Source organism: Halorubrum sp. GN12_10-3_MGM, from assembly GCF_005435235.1.
Classification (GTDB): domain Archaea; phylum Halobacteriota; class Halobacteria; order Halobacteriales; family Haloferacaceae; genus Halorubrum; species Halorubrum ezzemoulense.
In genome coordinates this window covers 36,482-52,249 of the sequence record NZ_SGUB01000006.1, presented here as the reverse complement: position 1 = coordinate 52,249, position 15,768 = coordinate 36,482, and the positions used below count along the sequence as shown (strand labels likewise).

Annotated in this window: 19 protein-coding genes; 12 read left to right on the top strand and 7 right to left on the bottom strand. The window is 70.9% G+C overall.

Annotated elements, in window-relative coordinates; all coding sequences use genetic code 11:
* Window positions 1–48 precede the first annotated feature (48 nt).
* From EXE47_RS06425 to EXE47_RS06415, 3 genes are read right to left on the bottom strand one after another with little or no spacing between them, the layout of a single operon-like run.
* A complete protein-coding gene (locus tag EXE47_RS06425) occupies window positions 49–399 on the bottom strand; it encodes a hypothetical protein (RefSeq protein ID WP_089308552.1) in 351 nt (116 codons plus the stop codon).
* A 2-nt stretch (window positions 400–401) separates the two neighbouring features.
* Entirely contained in the window at window positions 402–1,163 is a 762-nt protein-coding gene (locus EXE47_RS06420; RefSeq protein ID WP_089308553.1) for a Rho termination factor N-terminal domain-containing protein, read from the bottom strand.
* Between the two features lie 3 nt (window positions 1,164–1,166).
* On the bottom strand, window positions 1,167–1,343 hold the full coding sequence (locus EXE47_RS06415) for a zf-TFIIB domain-containing protein (protein ID WP_080508566.1): 177 nt from the start codon (window positions 1,341–1,343) through the stop codon (window positions 1,167–1,169).
* Between the two features lie 87 nt (window positions 1,344–1,430).
* Here EXE47_RS06415 and EXE47_RS06410 point away from each other — a divergent pair, with 87 nt between their 5' ends.
* The 4 genes from EXE47_RS06410 to EXE47_RS06395 all read left to right on the top strand — a co-directional run bounded on the left by EXE47_RS06410 (window position 1,431) and on the right by EXE47_RS06395 (window position 6,377).
* Complete coding sequence (locus tag EXE47_RS06410) at window positions 1,431–2,321, top strand: permease (RefSeq protein ID WP_089308554.1); 891 nt, start codon at window positions 1,431–1,433, stop codon at window positions 2,319–2,321.
* 51 nt (window positions 2,322–2,372) lie between these two features.
* Window positions 2,373–3,398 (top strand): cell division protein FtsA, encoded by a 1,026-nt coding sequence (locus EXE47_RS06405; protein ID WP_049931005.1) that lies wholly within the window; start codon window positions 2,373–2,375, stop codon window positions 3,396–3,398.
* A gap of 154 nt (window positions 3,399–3,552) precedes the next feature.
* Window positions 3,553–6,006 carry a penicillin acylase family protein gene (locus EXE47_RS06400; RefSeq protein ID WP_089308555.1) on the top strand — a complete coding sequence of 818 codons (2,454 nt, stop codon included), beginning with the start codon at window positions 3,553–3,555 and terminating at the stop codon, window positions 6,004–6,006.
* Window positions 6,003–6,377, top strand: a complete 375-nt coding sequence (locus EXE47_RS06395) for a hypothetical protein (RefSeq protein WP_394334820.1) — start codon at window positions 6,003–6,005, stop codon at window positions 6,375–6,377. The genes EXE47_RS06400 and EXE47_RS06395 overlap by 4 nt, the downstream gene beginning before the upstream one ends.
* A gap of 1 nt (window position 6,378) precedes the next feature.
* Here the strand turns inward: EXE47_RS06395 and EXE47_RS06390 are convergent, their stop codons facing one another.
* On the bottom strand, window positions 6,379–6,744 hold the full coding sequence (locus EXE47_RS06390) for a cupin domain-containing protein (RefSeq protein ID WP_089308556.1): 366 nt from the start codon (window positions 6,742–6,744) through the stop codon (window positions 6,379–6,381).
* Between the two features lie 131 nt (window positions 6,745–6,875).
* On the opposite strand from EXE47_RS06390, the gene EXE47_RS06385 reads away from it, so the two are divergent.
* From EXE47_RS06385 to EXE47_RS06360, 6 genes are all read left to right on the top strand, one after another.
* On the top strand, window positions 6,876–7,736 hold the full coding sequence (locus tag EXE47_RS06385; protein WP_089308557.1) for a hypothetical protein: 861 nt from the start codon (window positions 6,876–6,878) through the stop codon (window positions 7,734–7,736).
* 88 nt (window positions 7,737–7,824) lie between these two features.
* Complete coding sequence (locus EXE47_RS06380; protein WP_086216459.1) at window positions 7,825–8,853, top strand: VOC family protein; 1,029 nt, start codon at window positions 7,825–7,827, stop codon at window positions 8,851–8,853.
* A 92-nt stretch (window positions 8,854–8,945) separates the two neighbouring features.
* Window positions 8,946–9,803, top strand: coding sequence for a TatD family hydrolase (locus tag EXE47_RS06375; RefSeq protein WP_137708099.1), 858 nt, complete (start codon window positions 8,946–8,948; stop codon window positions 9,801–9,803).
* Between the two features lie 85 nt (window positions 9,804–9,888).
* Window positions 9,889–10,470, top strand: coding sequence for a DUF2150 family protein (locus EXE47_RS06370; protein ID WP_049930992.1), 582 nt, complete (start codon window positions 9,889–9,891; stop codon window positions 10,468–10,470).
* Window positions 10,471–10,834: 364 nt separating this feature from the next.
* Entirely contained in the window at window positions 10,835–11,545 is a 711-nt protein-coding gene (locus EXE47_RS06365) for a trans-aconitate 2-methyltransferase (RefSeq protein ID WP_089308558.1), read from the top strand.
* A 60-nt stretch (window positions 11,546–11,605) separates the two neighbouring features.
* The gene (locus tag EXE47_RS06360; protein WP_049930989.1) at window positions 11,606–12,088 is read left to right on the top strand and encodes a DUF456 domain-containing protein; all 483 of its coding nucleotides are present in this window, start codon (window positions 11,606–11,608) and stop codon (window positions 12,086–12,088) included.
* 24 nt (window positions 12,089–12,112) lie between these two features.
* Here EXE47_RS06360 and EXE47_RS06355 read toward each other — a convergent pair whose 3' ends face one another.
* The 3 genes from EXE47_RS06355 to EXE47_RS06345 form a co-directional block, all read right to left on the bottom strand.
* Window positions 12,113–12,922, bottom strand: a complete 810-nt coding sequence (locus EXE47_RS06355; protein WP_049930986.1) for a DUF63 family protein — start codon at window positions 12,920–12,922, stop codon at window positions 12,113–12,115.
* Window positions 12,922–13,371: a universal stress protein gene (locus EXE47_RS06350; protein WP_089308559.1), complete on the bottom strand. Its 450-nt coding sequence runs from the start codon at window positions 13,369–13,371 to the stop codon at window positions 12,922–12,924. The genes EXE47_RS06355 and EXE47_RS06350 overlap by 1 nt, the downstream gene beginning before the upstream one ends.
* Window positions 13,372–13,441: 70 nt before the next feature.
* Window positions 13,442–14,191, bottom strand: coding sequence for a DUF547 domain-containing protein (locus EXE47_RS06345; RefSeq protein ID WP_086216462.1), 750 nt, complete (start codon window positions 14,189–14,191; stop codon window positions 13,442–13,444).
* A gap of 101 nt (window positions 14,192–14,292) precedes the next feature.
* On the opposite strand from EXE47_RS06345, the gene EXE47_RS06340 reads away from it, so the two are divergent.
* Entirely contained in the window at window positions 14,293–14,811 is a 519-nt protein-coding gene (locus EXE47_RS06340; RefSeq protein ID WP_086216463.1) for a peroxiredoxin, read from the top strand.
* A 3-nt stretch (window positions 14,812–14,814) separates the two neighbouring features.
* Window positions 14,815–15,750: a prenyltransferase gene (locus EXE47_RS06335; protein WP_089308560.1), complete on the top strand. Its 936-nt coding sequence runs from the start codon at window positions 14,815–14,817 to the stop codon at window positions 15,748–15,750.
* Window positions 15,751–15,768: the final 18 nt, after the last annotated feature.

Genomic DNA, 15,768 nt, shown 5'->3' with positions numbered 1-15,768 from the left:
CTGCTTCCCCGGTACAGGAAGCCGCGGTGTTCACAGGCGGGAGTGGCGTCACGAGTCGTCGTCCGCGGACGCGTCGGAGTCACGCCGTTCGGTCGACGGATCGGCACCGACGCTCGGACCGTCGGCAGGAGTCGCCCCGGTGTCGTCGTCGCCGCCTTCGTTACGAGCCTGCTTGAGTGCGTCGACGGCGCTGTCCGTCGATTCGACCCGGGTTTCGGTCACGCCGCTCGGATCGAGTTTCGGCTTCGCTGCGGCCTCGGTGCCAGTTTCGTCGGCGGCCGAGCCGTCGGTCTCGTCGGCGGCCGGGGTATCGACCTCGGCGTTCGCGTGTGGGTCCCCGTCTCCGTCGCCGTCGCCGCCGAGGCCGAGCCACGATCTGAGTGTGTCAAGAAGCCCCATCGTTAGTAGTGTTTAAACAGGGCCGCGCGAACGTCGTCTTTGGTGCGCGCGGTCTCGACGCTCCCGTCCGGCAGTTCGACCTCGTAGCGGGCGTCGCCGTCGGCCGAGTCCCACTTGTCGCTGTGCGTTTCGAGCAGGCTCAACATCGCGTTGAGCTGACCGTCGTCTCCGGCTTGGTCGCCGGCGTCGGACTCGGCGGCGGTATCGCTCTCGTCGCCGCCGTCCTCGGCGTTGTCGTGGTCCGCTTCGGAACTACCGTCGTCGTCGTCGTGGTCCGCTTCGGAACCGCCCTCGGCGGAGTCGGTGTCTGCTCCGGAGCCACCGTCGTGGTCGGCGTCGGGTAACTCGACGTCGACCGGCGCGAACGGGGCCGTGTAGCGCCGTTCGGCGACGTCGAGGATCGCCGTCACGAGCTCTCCCTTAGTCATGCTGCTGCGGCCCGAGACGTCGTACTCCGCAGCGATGCTGTACAGGTCCATCGGGTCGTCCGGGTTTGCGTCGCTGTGGCGGCGATTACGCTCGCGAAGCCGCGCTTCGAGCCGCTCCCGCGGAAACCCGCCGTCGTCGTCGTCGGCCTCCGATCGGTTGGTATCGACCGCCGCCCGGCGGTCGGGGTCGTCGACGGCGTCGGCGAGGTCGAGGAGGTAGGCCACGGTGTCGCGCAGTGTGACCGAGGTGTATCTGTCGGCGTGCGCGTCGGTGAGCTCTTCGCGCAGCGCGGCGATGCGGTCGCGTTGGTCGTCGGTGATGTCGATCGATGGCATGGGTCAGGACTCCTCGTGGAACCGCCGGAGCGCGTCGTCCCAGCTCTCGACGACCGTCCGATCGCCGGAGTGATCGGCCTCGACGCCGACGTAGCCGCACGCCTCGCACGCGAGCGCCTCGACGCCCGCCAGCGTGAACGCGGTCAGGCTGTCGCCACACCGTGGACAGTCCGGCTCCACTGTTGATCAGTTGAACCTCAGTCGCGGAGTTGTTAAGGACTAGGGTCGGGGGGAACAATGATTACAGTCGGGGCGGAACGCTCCCGTATGAGCGAGGCGACCGACTCGAACCAACTCCTCCGGTACTACCGACGATACATCGGCGACCCCGACCGGACCGTCGACGTGTACGCCGGGTTCGGCCTCTTCTTCGTCGGACTGGTCGCGGGTGCCGTCAGCGTCGTGGTGTTCCTCTACAGCGCGACGTTGCCGGCGGCCTCGTCGTCCTCGTACGCGATCCGCGAGGTCGCCGGCGTCGCCAGCGCGGTCGGATTCCCGGCGCTGCTGCTCGGAATCGTTGTCCTGCTGCCGGTCGACAAGCGGATGCTGTACGTCGCCGCCGCGGGCTCGGTGATCGACCTCGTCGCGGTCGGCCTCTTCGTGTGGGCCTACCCGCAGGACTGGAACGTGACCGTGCCGCCGGACTACAGCGCGCAGGTCATCGCCCTCTACAGCGTCGGTATCGCGCTCGTGGTCGCCGCGACCGGCGCGGCCCTCGTCGCCCACCGGGTCGAGCGCGCGGTCGACGAGACGGGCGAGGCCGAGGCGACCGAGGCGGACGCGGAGGAGACGGAGACCGTCAGCGACGAGCAGGTACGGTCCGACATCGACAGCGCGCTCGACGACGCGGAGCTCTCCTGGGGCGGCGTCAGCCGCACGGAGACGCGACGGCTGAACCTCGACACGAGCGCCATCGACGACATCGACAGCGAGAATCTGCCGGACTCCGGGATCGAGACCCGGACCAGCGACGGCAACGTCTCCGACGCGGTCTCACAGCTACAGGGCCTCCAGGGCGGGGATGTCGAGACCGCGAGCGGCGAGGGGACCGACGACCAGGCGGCCGCGCTCCGGGAGCTCCGCGAACAGCAGCGCGAGGAGGAGGAGACCGATGCGACCGGCGAGGGGCTCATCGACCGGATCCGCGGGCTGTTCTAAGCATCCTGTCTTCCTACGAAAACTTATGTGGATTCGCTTTGAGGTTAGCGTATGGCCAAGGGACTTGACGTTGGCACGATGAATATTCTCTCCGCGCGTCAGGAAGGCGCAGAAACCGTCTTCGTACAACAGCGGAACTCGTTCGTCGAGATCGAGTACAGCGACATGGCCGAGCAGATGCTCTCCCGGAGCGAAGTCCTCCACATCCGAAAAGACGATCAGGTGTACGTCGTCGGGGACGACGCGCTCAACTTCGCGAACATCTTCAACCAAGAGACCCGTCGCCCGATGCAACACGGGATCCTCTCGAGCGACGAGTCCTCGGCGATCCCGATGATCAAGCTCATCACGGAGCAGGTCGTCGGCGAGCCGTCGCGGCACAACGAGCGGCTCTACTACTCCAGTCCGGCCGACCCCATCGACTCGGACCTCTCGACGCTGTATCACGAGAAAACGCTGGAGTCGATGCTCGGCGACATGGGGTACGACCCGGAGCCGATCAACGAGGGCATGGCGGTCATCTACTCCGAGCTGGCCGACAACAACTTCACCGGGCTGGGGATCAGCTTCGGCGCGGGGATGACCAACGTCTGTCTGGCGTACTACGCGGTTCCGGTCATGAAGTTCTCTATCGCCCGCGGCGGCGACTGGGTGGACGAGCAGACCGCGCAGGCGACCGGGACGCCGGTCGACAAGGTGACCTCCATCAAAGAGGACGACTTCGAGCTGGACTTCCGGACAGACGTGGGGGGCGTCGAGGGGGCGCTCGCCATCTACTACGAGAACCTGCTCGACTACGTGATAGAGAACATCACCAGCGAGGTCGACGAGGAGGACATCGAGGAGGGCCTCGACGTTCCGGTCGTCGTCACGGGCGGGACCTCGAGCCCCAACGGCTTCGAAGATCTGTTCGCCGACCACCTCGAAGACGCGAACATCCCGTTCTCCATCAGCGGCGTCCACTCGCCGGACGAGCCGATGTACAGCGTCGCCAGCGGGGCCCTCGTGGCCGCCCGCTCCGAAGAGGAAGAGGAAGCCGAAGAACAGGAAGTCGAAGAGCCCGCCGCCGAGGAGTAGCGCCGCCGCGGCTTTTTTTCGCGTGTCCGAGAGCGCGCAGACTGGAGTCCGCGCGTACTGACGGCTTCGCCGTCGTCCACTGCTCACGCTCGGATACGTGAACCACCCCGATCCGATCCAAATTATAATGAGGAATCGGGTCGTCGGTCGTGAGGTGACACGCGACACCACGCGCCGCGCGGTCCTCGCGAGCGTCCTCGCGGCCGGCAGCGCCGGACTGGCGGCGAGCGACGCGGCCGACCTCCTCGACTCGTTCGCCCCGCTGTCGGGCGAGGCGTGGGACGCCGCCGACCGGTCCCTCCCGGAGACCGTCGAGAGCCCGCACGGGGCGGCGACGGTCGCCCGCGACGAGTTCGGCGTCCCGCAGATCGAGGCGGACGAGGAGCCCGCGGCGTACTTCGCGGTCGGCTACTGTCAGGCGTTCGACCGGCTGTTCGCGATGGATCTCCAGCGGCGGGTGATGCGCGGCCGGCTCTCGGAGGTGATCGGGGAGGCGACGCTCGACAGCGACGAGTTCAACGTCGCGATGGGGTTCGCCGACGCCGCCGCGGCCACGTGGGACGCGGTCGCCGAGACGCGCGCCGGGCCCCTCGTCGAGGCGTTCGCAGACGGCGTCAACGCCGCGATTGAGGACCTACCGCTCCCGCTGGAGTTCGAGCTGATCGGCTACGAGCCCGAGCCGTGGACCCCCGTCGACTCGATGCTGATGGAAAAGCAGATCTCGTGGACGCTCACGGGGAGCTTCGCCGAACTACGGCGCGCGCTCGTCGCCGACCGCCTCGGATCCGAGCGCGCCGAGACGCTGTTTCCGACGCGGTACGACCACGACGACCCGATCCTCGACGGGACCGAGACGCGGCTCTCCGAGGGGAGGGGCGCCGAGAGCCTTCGCGGGGCGGGTGAGCGCGCGCCGAACCTAGAGGCGACCTCGAACGTTGGGGGCGGCGCCGACCCCGTCGACCCCGAACTGACCGACTGGCTCTCCGGCTTCGAGTCGCCGACGGGGGTCGGCTCGAACAGCTGGGTCGTCTCCGGAGAGCACGCCGCGAGCGGGAGCCCGATCGTCGCGTACGACCCGCACCTCTCGCTTCAGGCGCCCCCGCTGTGGTACGAGCAGTCGGTCGACACCCCCGAGCGGTCGGTGCGGGGCGCGACGTTCTCGGGCGTCCCGTTCGTCATCGCGGGCGCGAACGACCGCGGCACGTGGTCGTTCACCAACCTCGGCGCCGACGTGCTGGACTGCTACCGGTACGATATCGACGAGGCGGGCGACCGCTACGAGTACGACGGGGAGTGGCGCCCCTTCGAAGTCGACGAGCGCGAGACGATCCCGGTCGCCGGGGGCGAGGACCGGGAGGTCCGGGTGCGCCGAACCGTCCACGGCCCCCTGATCGAACGCGAGGATCAGACGGTCGGCGTCGCGTGGACCGGCCACACCGCGACGCGCACCACCGTCGCCATCGAGGCGTACGGACGCAGCGAGGGGATCGACGACCTGCTCGACGCGACGCGCAACTTCGATCTCCCCACGCAGAACCTCGTGTACGCCGACGCCGACGGCCGCACGCTCTACTTCGCGACCGGGAAACTCCCGATCCGCCGCACCGACGGCGAGGTCGTCGACGGCGACCGGGTGTTCGACGGCTCCGCCGGCGAGGGGGAGTGGGCGGGGTTCGAGCCGTTCGGTGAGTCGTCGTGGGAGGGGTTCGTCCCCTTCGCGGAGAAGCCGCACGCGATCGACCCCGACGCGCTGTCGACCGCCAACCAGCGCCCGATCGACGACCCGATCCACTACGTCGGCGTCGACTACGCGACCCCGTACCGCGGCGCCCGGATCGCCGACCGTCTCGAGGGGACGATCGACGGGGGGGAGGGGTCGACCGACCCCGACTTCCACCGCGCCCTCCAGAACGACGTGCGCGACGGGCGCGGCCCGGAACTCGTCCCCGAACTGGTCGCCGCGGTCCGCGACCGCGACGACCCCGATCCGCCGCTCGTCGACGCCGCTGACGCCCTCGACGAGTGGAACTACCGAATGCGACGGGACTCCCGGGCCGCGCTGCTGTTCGCCCGGTACCTGCCGAAGTTCCGCGAGCGCGTCTTCGAGCCCGCCTTCTCCGACGGCGGCCTCGGCGAGTCCTACTACCCGAGCGACTGGACGCTCGCGCGGCTCCCCGACGACGACCCACTGTTCGAGGGGGGCTCGCGCGGCGACCTCGCGGCCGCGGCCCTCCGCGACGCGCTCGACGAGATCGGCGAGGAGGGTTGGGAGACGTACGGCGACTACAACACCACGCGGGCGATGACCCACCCCCTCGGCGGCGAGGCGGCGTTCCTGAACTACGACGAACTGTCCGCTGACGGCTCGCCCGCGACGGTGAAGAACTACCGCGTCGAGTCCGCGGTCGGGTCGAGCTGGCGGATGGTGGTGCGCCCGGGGACCGACGCGACCGCGGTCCTCCCGGGCGGGAACTCCGGGGACTACTTCTCGGAACACTACGACGACCAGCTCCGGCGCTGGCTGGGTAACGACCAGCGCCCGATGCCGCTCGGCGCGGGCGGCGAACCGGCGGTTCGGTTCGAGCCCCCGACGGAGGGGTCGCAGTGAGCGACGCGCCGTCCCCGAACGACGCGCCGGCCCCCGACGACTCCTTGCCCCTCCTCGGACGCGTCCGGACGGAGCCGCGCTCTCACGCGGTCGCGCTCGTCGCCGCGCTGGGAGTCGGCGTCGCGCTCGCGACGGTCCACTGGCTCGGGCTGATCGCCGCCGGCGCGCTCGCGTCGCTCGTCGCGCCGACGGTCCGGCGGGGCGTCGCGTACGCGCTCGGTGCGGGTATCGTCGCGCTCGCGGCGTTCGCGGTCGGTCTCGGTTCCGCGGCCGCCGCGGTGCCGGGGATGCGTCCGGTCGTCTACCTCACGGTCGGCGCGGGACTGGCGCTCCCCCTGTTCGGGTCGCTCGCGCGCGCCGTCGTCTCGTGACTCAGTCCAGCCGCTCCACGTCGGTCACGGTCTCGTCGGTCTCGACGTCGCCCGTGTTGCGCGTCTCGGTGGGTTCGAACAGCAGGATCTCGGCCTCCGGCTCGGCGACGGGGCGGTGGTCCGTCCCGCGCGGGACGACCGTGAGCTCGCCTTCCTCCAGCACAACATTGTCCGCCTCGCGGAACTCGATCCGGAGCCGCCCAGAGTGAACGAAGAACAGCTCGTCGGCGTCCGCGTGGCTGTGCCAGATGAACTCGCCGTCCGCCTTCGCGAGCTTGACCGCCTGTCCGTTGAGTTCGCCCGCGAGCCGCGGGGACCACGTCTCCTCGAACGAGCCGAACGCCTCGGCGAGGGCCACCTTCTCCATACCGCCGATCGGCGGCGGAGCGGGAAAGTCGCTGTCCCCGGCCCGAGAGCTATATACCCCTCCGGAGCCGTCCGGTGTGGCGGATACGTCTCATATAAGCGTTTACAGGAGGTGTCGCCGTGCCGCGACACATGGCAGCGATTCACGCGGACGAGGGGAGCGATCCGATCCGGGCGGCGCGGGCCGCGCTCCGCGTCGAGCGGCGCCGGGTCGTCGACGAGCGCGAGGCGTTCCGGGCGTTCCGGAGCCGCGTGTCGTCGATTCCGGGCGAGAGCGGGGGCACCGGTCCCGCGGACGCCTCCGCGCCCGGCGGGTTCGCCGGCGTCGCCGACGCGATGCGCAGTGCGGTCGGCGACGGGGCGGGCGGTCGCGGCGACGCGGCCGCGGCCCCCGGCTCTCGGCTCGTTACGGTCAGGGACGCGTATCGCGCCACGGTGATGTCGGTCCCGCACTACGCCGAGGAGTACGACGACACCTACGAGCGGAGCGTCGCCGAGGAGTTCGGCCCCGAGCTGGCGTACGCGCTCACCCGGACGGACTGCTTCCGCGAGGAGTACAAGCGGTCGGTGCTGAGCGCCGCCGAGACCACGGTCCAGGAGCGCGAGGCGTTCCTCGACGCCGTGGAGTCGGAGCTGGAGTCGATCGATCGCGCGGCGTCCCGCCTCGACCCGATCCGGTCCGAGATCGCGGCGATCGACGATGAACTCGGCGACGAGGGGGACGACGCGGCGGCCGGGTTCGGCGCGCTCGACGCCTGCCGGACCCGGACCGCGGCGCTCCGCGACGACTGCGACCGGATCGCCGCGCGCCGCCAGCGCGTGCTCGCCGAGCACACGCGCCGGCTCGCGCTCGACGGCGACCTCGACCTCCCGGGGTACTGCTACCAGGACCTCGACGTCACGTATCCGGTGTTGGCGGCGGTCGGCGCCGTGGGCGACCGGCTCGAGGCGCTCAGTGAGCGGATCGAGCGGGCGATGGCGCTGGCTCGGTGACCGGTCGCCCCGCCGGCTCACCGCCGCCGGGACCCGGTAACATCCGTGTCCGCGCCGATTCAAGTCGGTCCGGGACCTACGGGGTAACATGACCGACGGACCCGACTCAACAGACGGCGAAACCGGCGACGGCCCCGCGCCGACGCCCGGAATCCACCACGTGACCTGCGTGGCCGGCGACCCGCAGCGGAACCTCGACTTCTGGGCCGAGACGCTCGGCCTCCGGCTCGTGAAGCGCTCGATCAATCAGGACGACCCCGGGACGTACCACTTCTTCTACGGCGACGCGGAGGGGACGCCCGGCACCAGCATGACCTTCTTCCCGTGGACGGAGCTCCCGGAGGGCGAGGTCGGCGCCGGTCAGGTCTCGCGCACCGCGTTCCGGGTGCCCGAGGGGAGCCTCGACTACTGGGAGGACCGGTTCGACGAGCGCGGCGTCGACTACGACGCCCGCGAGGAGCGGTTCGGCGAGGCGGTCCTCCCCTTCCGCGACCCCGACGGGCTCCCCGTCGAGCTGGTCGCGGTCGAGGTTCCCGACGACGATCCGACGACGGCGTGGACCGCGTTCGTCCCCGAGTCGGCCGCGATCCGCGGGTTCCACTCCGTGACGCTGTGGCTCGGCGACGCCGAGCGGACCGAACGGCTCCTCCGGACGATGGGGCTGACGGCGGCCGAGACGGAGGCGGACGACGCGGCCGGGAACGAGCGGACTCGCTTCGCGGCTGGCGGCCCGGTCGGGAAGTACGTCGACGTCGTCGAGACGGACCGACAGGGGAGCTCCGGCCGCGGCACGGTCCACCACGTCGCGTTCCAGACACCGACCGACGCCGACCAGTCCGGGATGCGCGACGCGGTCGCGTCGATGGGGCTGCGCCCAACTCAGCAGATCGACCGCCACTGGTTCCGCTCGGTCTACTTCCGGGAGTTCGCGGGCGTCCTCTTCGAGCTCGCCACCGCCGACCCCGGCTACGCGAGCGACGAGCCGCTCGACGCGCTCGGCGAGCGGCTGGTGTTGCCCGGGGAGTTCGAGGGGCGGCGCGAGGCCATCGAGGCCGAGCTCCCCGCCGTGACCGTCCCCCGGCCCGACGGGAAGTTCGCGGCGAACCGCGCTGACTGAGCGGGCGCGGCGAGTCCGTCGCCCTCTCGGTCCCCGTGCCCCCGATCGCCGCGGACCGATCCTTCTAATCGCGCGCGGCCGAACGGTCGCCCATGAGCGAGGACCTCGGCACGCCGGTGTTGGACGACCACCTCCACCTCGACCCCCGACACGGCCGCGGGATCGAGGCCGTCGAGGAGTTCGTCCGGCTCGGCGGCACCCACCTGCTCGTGGTGAACAAGCCCTCGTGGCTGCTGGGCGTCGAGCCGGACGAGCCGGACGACTTCCGGGCCGTCTTCGAGGAGACGCTGGAGACGGTCGCGGCCGCGACGGAGGTCTTACCAGGGCGCGCGTGGCCCGTCCTCGGCGTCCACCCCGGGCTGATCAGCCGGCTCGTCGACGAGCGCGACTTCTCCCCCGAGGTGGCCCGCGACCTCATGCGGGGCGGGCTGGAGGTCGCGAGCGAGTACGTCGCGGAGGGCGACGCGCTCGCGTTGAAGTCCGGCCGCCCACACTACGACGTGAGCGACGCGGTCTGGGAGGCGTCGAACGCGGTCACGCGGCGGGCGTTCGAACTCGGCGCGGAGGTCGACTGCGCGGTCCAGCTCCACACCGAGGCCACGGAGGACCTGACCGACCTCGCCGCAGTCGCCGAGGAGTCGGGGGTGGACCCGTCACGCGTCGTCAAACACTACGCAGCGGGCGAACTCGCCGGCGTCACGCCGAGCGTGATGAGCGACAAGGATCGCCTGGAGCGCGCGGCCGAGGCGGGCGAGCCGTTCCTGATGGAGACCGACTTCGTCGACGACCCGGACCGTCCGGGCATGGTCCTCGGGCCGAAGACCGTCCCGCGCCGGGTGCGCTGGCTGCTGGAGGCGGGACACGACGAGGCGGTCCGCCGGGCGCACGTCGAGACTCCCCGGGCCGTGTACGGGATCGACACCGAAGCGACGCTGGAACGCGAGTCCTGAATCCGAGGATTCACGCGAGTGAGACGGTCTCTCGGGCGGCGATCGATAGGAAAGGCATTTGAGTTGGCCGGGCGACGTACGGGACATGACCGACGACGACGCCGTTGAAACGTTCTATACCGACGAACGCTGGCAGAACTGGCTCGACAGGCTGGCCGAAGAGGAGATCGACCCCGAGAACGAGGACTCCGCGCGGCTCCTCCTGAACCTTCAGGACGACGCCGCGATCGCCGTGGTGAAGGTGCTGGCCGCGTTCGACGAGGACCGCATCGACGAGGACCGCGCCGTCGAGGAGGTCCGCGACATCCGCGACATCGTCCTCGCTGACGTCGAGTTCGACGACGAGGACAAGGTGATGCTGATCGACGGCGTCCAGACCTCGCTCGTCCCCGTCTTCTACGCGGCCGAGGAGTATCTCGTCGGCGGCGTCGTCGACGGCGACGTGAGTGAGTTCGTCCGCGCGGCCGCCGAGGCCGAGGAGGGCGACGACCTCGACGCCGCGCTCGGCTACGTCGTTCAGGCCGGGACGCGCGTCATCGACGGCGAGACGCTCGACATCGAACTCGTCGAGGACTTGGAGTACGGCCTCGTCTCCGAGTGGGTCAACGGGCTCGACTCCCTCCAGTCGGCCATCGAGGACCCGGAAGTCGTCGAGGAAGAGGACTGACGGCGTCGAACCGGACCGGCATCGACGGCGTCAGACGGGTTTACGCACACTTCTGCGGGCCACGCGGATCGGGTCAGAACACTGCCCGAGCGGGCTGTAACTGTTCGGAGAGGGTCGCCCTCGTTCGAACGGGCGTCGACGCGTGGTCGGACAGTGGTTTCGACGGGTTCTACGGACGAGTCCGACGGAACGCGGCTACGGGACCCCAAAATATAATTCTCTCCGTCTCGAAATAGTAAGCAAACGGTAAAGTAAATATCTTTGGTAAGTTTTTTGCTCGTCGATTCCTTTTCTATTCTCGGACTGAGGCCGAAACAACCGACAGAAAGGTCAGGGAACGCCAAAATGTCACTTCCACGAAACGATGACCGAGACCCAATACGCGGGGACTATCGACTGGGGCGAGTACTGGGACGGAGCCGATGAGGCGGTGCGCGAGGACACGGGGCCGAGCGCGGACCTCGTCGCGGAGCCGTTCGTCGAGTTTCTGGACGCCAATTTCCGCGACGGCCCGGACGCGCACGCCGATGTCGGATGCGGGCCCGGCGACCTCGCGTTCGAGGTCGCGGAGCGCTACCCGGACACGACCGTCGTCGGGTACGACGCCGCCGAGGCGGTCCTCGCGGCGAACCGCGAACGCGCACGCGAAGCTGACCGCGAGGTCGCCTTCGAGCGGGCGGTCCTTCCGGAGTTCGACCCTGACCGCCGGTTCGACGTGGTCTCCTGTCTGTTCACGCTGTGTTACGTGGCGGACATCGCACGGGCGATAGAACGCCTCTACGGCGCGGTGGAACCCGGTGGGTGTCTCGTCTTCAACTACCACAACCGGCTCGCGCGGGCCCATTACAACCGGATCGCGGAAGCGCCGCACGAACACCTCGGCGAGGACGCCGTGTGGGACCCCGAGCGCTTCACCGATCGGTTCGGACTCGTTCTCGCGGGCGAGAACTTGCTTTCGTACGAACGCATCCACGAGGTGTTGGGGACGTGGCCGCAGAGCGTGTTCTCGCTGGCCGACGACGCCGAGCCGTACGCCGCCCACCGGTACGAACCCCTCGTGTACGTCCCGAAGTGACGGGACCCGAGACGGTGCGACGGTAGACGCGTTTTTGAACGCGCGACGCGTCTGCCTCGTATGGTCTCTCCCGCGGCCGGACTGGCGATCGCGCTGCTCGTCGTCTGGACGGCCAGCGCCTTCGCTCCGTTCGTGCCCAGCGGCGTCCTCGCGGCGCTGACCGTCCTCGCTTACGCGTACACCACCGGCTTCGCCGAGCCGGGGCTCGCCGTCCTGGTCGCGCTCGTCGCCGTCTCGCTGCTCGCCTCCGCCGTCGACCTGCTGTCCGGCATGGTCTCCGGGCGGCTCGGCGGCGCGTCGACCCGGACCGTCGTTGCCGGGACGCTGGTCGGCATCGCGTTGCTGATCCCGCTGGGACCGATCGGACTCGTCGTCGGGCTGGCCGGGACCGTCTTCGTCGTCGCCCTCTACGGGAACGGTGACGACCCCGAGGCGGCCGCCCGGCAGGCGGCGTACGCGGCCGTCGGCGTCCTCGCCAGCGCGTTCGTCCAAGCCGTCATGCTGGCGAGCGTCGCGGTCGTGTTCGCGCTCGCCGTATGGTGAGGCGTTACGACCCGCAGCCCCCGGTCAGGCGGCGACGGAGAACAACAGCAGGTTGTGCGCCGCGGGGCCGAGCCCCATCGCGGCGACGAACCCGAGGAGGAGGTAGCCCTCTCCCGGAGTCTCCCGGACGTATGCGGCGAACAGCCAGACCACGGCGCTCGCGACCGCGAGCTTCACGAGGAGGAACAGCCACCCGTCGCCGATCACCGGAAGCGAGGGCAGTCCGCCGATCTCTAAGAGGATCCGCGACACCGGCGTGCGCTCGCCGAAGCCGAGCTGCGTCGTCCCGACCGCGGTCGAGACGCCGTCGAGCGCGTGCCCGAACACGGCGAGCGCGCCGACGCCGCCGGTGACCGCGACCTCCGGCCGGAAGCGGGTCAACCCGAGCCAAGCGCCCCCGGCGATCGGAACGGTGAGCCCGAGCGCGACGGCCGACCAGCGCGCGCCGACGGGGGAGAGTCCGGCCCCGACCGCGGCCGCGACGACGGGGACGAGGAGGGCGACGCCGGTGGTCGCGAGCGTGCCCCCGACCCGTTCGGGACGGGCAGCGTCGGCGGCGAGCCACGCCGCGCCCGCCAGCGACCCGACGGTGAGGTAGACGGTCGGCGAGCCCGCAAGCGGCGCGATCAGGGGCGGGAGCGCGTCGACGACGTAGAGGACGTGCGCGGCGGAGCCGAGCGCCATCCACGGCGCGAGCGCGAGCACCCGGCGACCGGTGACGGCGGGGCGGCGGCGGCGAAGCGCGGCGACGACCCCGCCGGTCGCGAGCAGGACGGCGAGGAGGTGCGGGAGGGGCGGCAGGGTCGTGCCGGCCGGGAGGAGGCCGCCGACCATCAGACGGACAGCACGGGCTGGCTCGCGTACAGGAGGACATATTCCGCCGCCTTCCCCAGCACCTCGCCGGGGTCGCCGGAGACCGGCTCGCGCGGGACCACGATGAAGTCCGATTCCAACTCCTCCGCGGTGTCGAGGACGACGCTTCCCGGGTGGACGGTCTTCACCGACGTGGAGAAGCCGTAGGCGATCGAGTTGCTGTGGGGGACCCCGGCCGTCTCCGCGCGGCGGGCGACGGAGTCGGTGAACGCCTCGGAGTCGTCGGCCACGTCGCTCTCGTCGACCACGCCGTGGTCGATGGCGCGGACGACCTCCTCGTCGAGGACGTACAGCGCGTGGACGCTCGCGTCGTACTCCGCCGCGAGTGCGATGGCGTAATCGACCGCCTCGTGAGACTCCTCGCTGCCGTCGACGGGCACGAGGACGAGGTCGATGTCGAGATCGGTCATACCCGGGTCGTCGGCGGGGGAGGTCAAAAAGCCCGCCCCAACGGCCCCGGCGGCCGCGAGCGAGCGAGAGTCACTCTCCGCCGCGGAACGGCTCCAGCGACGGCGTCCAGTCGTACTCGCGGTAGCGGATCTCGGGCGTCGCGTCCGCGTCGATCACCCCGTACCGCCGGAGCCGCTCTCGGATCCCGCTCCTCCCGCCGAAGTCCCCGCGGTACCACAGCATGAGCCGCGGGACGCGGGCGGTGCCGTCCGCGACGACCGTCTCGCCTCGCAGGTACGTCTCGGCGGCGTGGTCGAGCGCCTCGTCGACGGTCGCCGGGTCGTAGGCGAAGACGGCCGGACAGGCGGTGGCGCCGCAGTTGACCGCGAAGTGGATCCGCGGGTCGGGATCGGCGACGCGGTGCCGGCGGACGAACGCCGAGGGGAACGGGTCCGGCAGGTATCCCAGCCCGTACTTCCACTTCGAGCGGCGTAAGATTCCGTGTTCGATCTCGTCGAGGCTCAGGTCGGCGCCGGCGACGGAGACGACGGACGCGGCGAAGAAGCGGCGCCGGTTCGACAGCCGCGTCGGGTCGTCGAGGAGGGCGTCCCCGGTGGCGGCGTTGTAGACGTTGATCCAGAACGCCAGCTGCTCCGCGGCGTCGAGGGCGTCCAGCGCGGCCGGCGGCAGCGCGTCGAGCCGTCGTCGGGCCGCGTCGACGTCGCCGTCCGTTCGGACGGCCCGGAGGAACTCCCGCGCGGCGTCGACCGGAGCGGGCTCCGCGGCCGCGCCGCTCGCAGCTTCGACGGGCGAGCCGGCGGTCCCACTCCGTTCGGTCATACTGCGTGAACGAGTGTCATTGACCTATATTTGTCCCGGTTCCGCGCGCGGCGCGCCACACCGACTCCCCGTTTATGCGGCGGGAGCGCGTAGCGGGCGCCATGAGCGACACTCGGACGTCCGCCGAGGCGGTCCCCGACTTCGAGTTGCCGAACGCGGGAGCGGGTCCCGACCGATTTTCACTGTCGGCCGCGGCCGCGGACCCCGACACCGACGCGATCGTCCTCCTGTTCCAGCGCGACTACCACTGCGGGAACTGCCGGAAGCAGGTCCGAGCGATCGCCGACCGGTACGACGAGTTCGAGGCACTGAACGCGACGGTCGTCTCCGTGCTCCCCGAGCCGGTGGGCCGAGCGCGGTCGTGGCAGGACTCGTACGACCTCCCGTTCCCGCTGCTCGCCGACCCCGAGACCGACGTGAGCGACGCGTACGACCAGCCCGTGCGGTTCGGGGTCCTCGGCTCGCTCCACGACCTCGTCGGGCGGATGCCGGTGGCGATGATTCTCGACGCTCGCGGCGGCGAACCGGTCGTCGCGTACGCGTACGAGGGTCGGATGCCCGCCGACCGCCCCGAGATCGACGACCTGCTGGCCGAGGTCCGCGGGCTGGGCGACGACTGACCGATGGACCGGCGCGTCCCGGCCGCCTTCTGGCGGCTCTCGCGGCCGTCGCAGGTCGCGCTGATCGGCTTAGTGTACGCGCTCGGCGTCGTGATGGCGTACGGCCGGGGGTACGGCGAGACGGGGGGCGCAGCGCGGCTCGGACTCGGGCTCGCGGCGCTGATACCGGTCGCCGCGAGCGTCCACTACGCTAACGAATACGCCGACGTCGAAACGGACGCGCTCACCGACCGCACCCCGTTCTCGGGCGGGAGCGGCGCGCTGGTCGAGACCGACCTCCCGCGGAGGATCGCGCTGCGCGGTGCGGTCGCCGCCGGCGGGCTCGGCGTGACCCTGACCGGCCTCGGGGTCGCGAGCGAGGCGACCGGGCTCGCCGAGGCGGCGCTCCTGCCGCCGACAGCGGCCGCCCTCCTCGCGGGAATCCTCGTCGTCGGCTGGCAGTACTCCGTCGGTCCACTCCGGCTCGCGTGGAACGGGCTGGGCGCGCCGGCGAACGCGCTCCTCGGCGGCGTCGCGCTCCCGCTGTACGGGTTCGCGGTCGTCGCCGGCGAGGTCACCGCCGCCGCCGCGCTCGCGACGCTTCCGTTCGGCGCCACGGTGTTCGTGAACCTCCTGGAGACGACGTGGCCCGACCGCCGGGCGGACGCCGCGGTCGGGAAGCGGACGCTCGCGACGCGCTGGTCGCCCCGGCGGCTCCGGGCCGCGTACGCGCTCGGGGTCGCGACGGCGGCCGTCGCGACCGTCGCCCTCGTCGGGCGAGCGCTCCCGCCGGTCGTGGCCGCGGCGACGCTGCTCCCGCTCGTCGGGCTCGTCCCCGGCTACCGACGGTTCACGCGGCGCGAGGAGCCGCTGCCCGCGGTGGCGACGATGGTCGCGATGGCGGCGACGACGACGGTCGCGTGGGGGTTCGTCGCGCTCTGGGTCCGGCCGGGCGGGTAGGGGGCTCGGGGTCGGAGC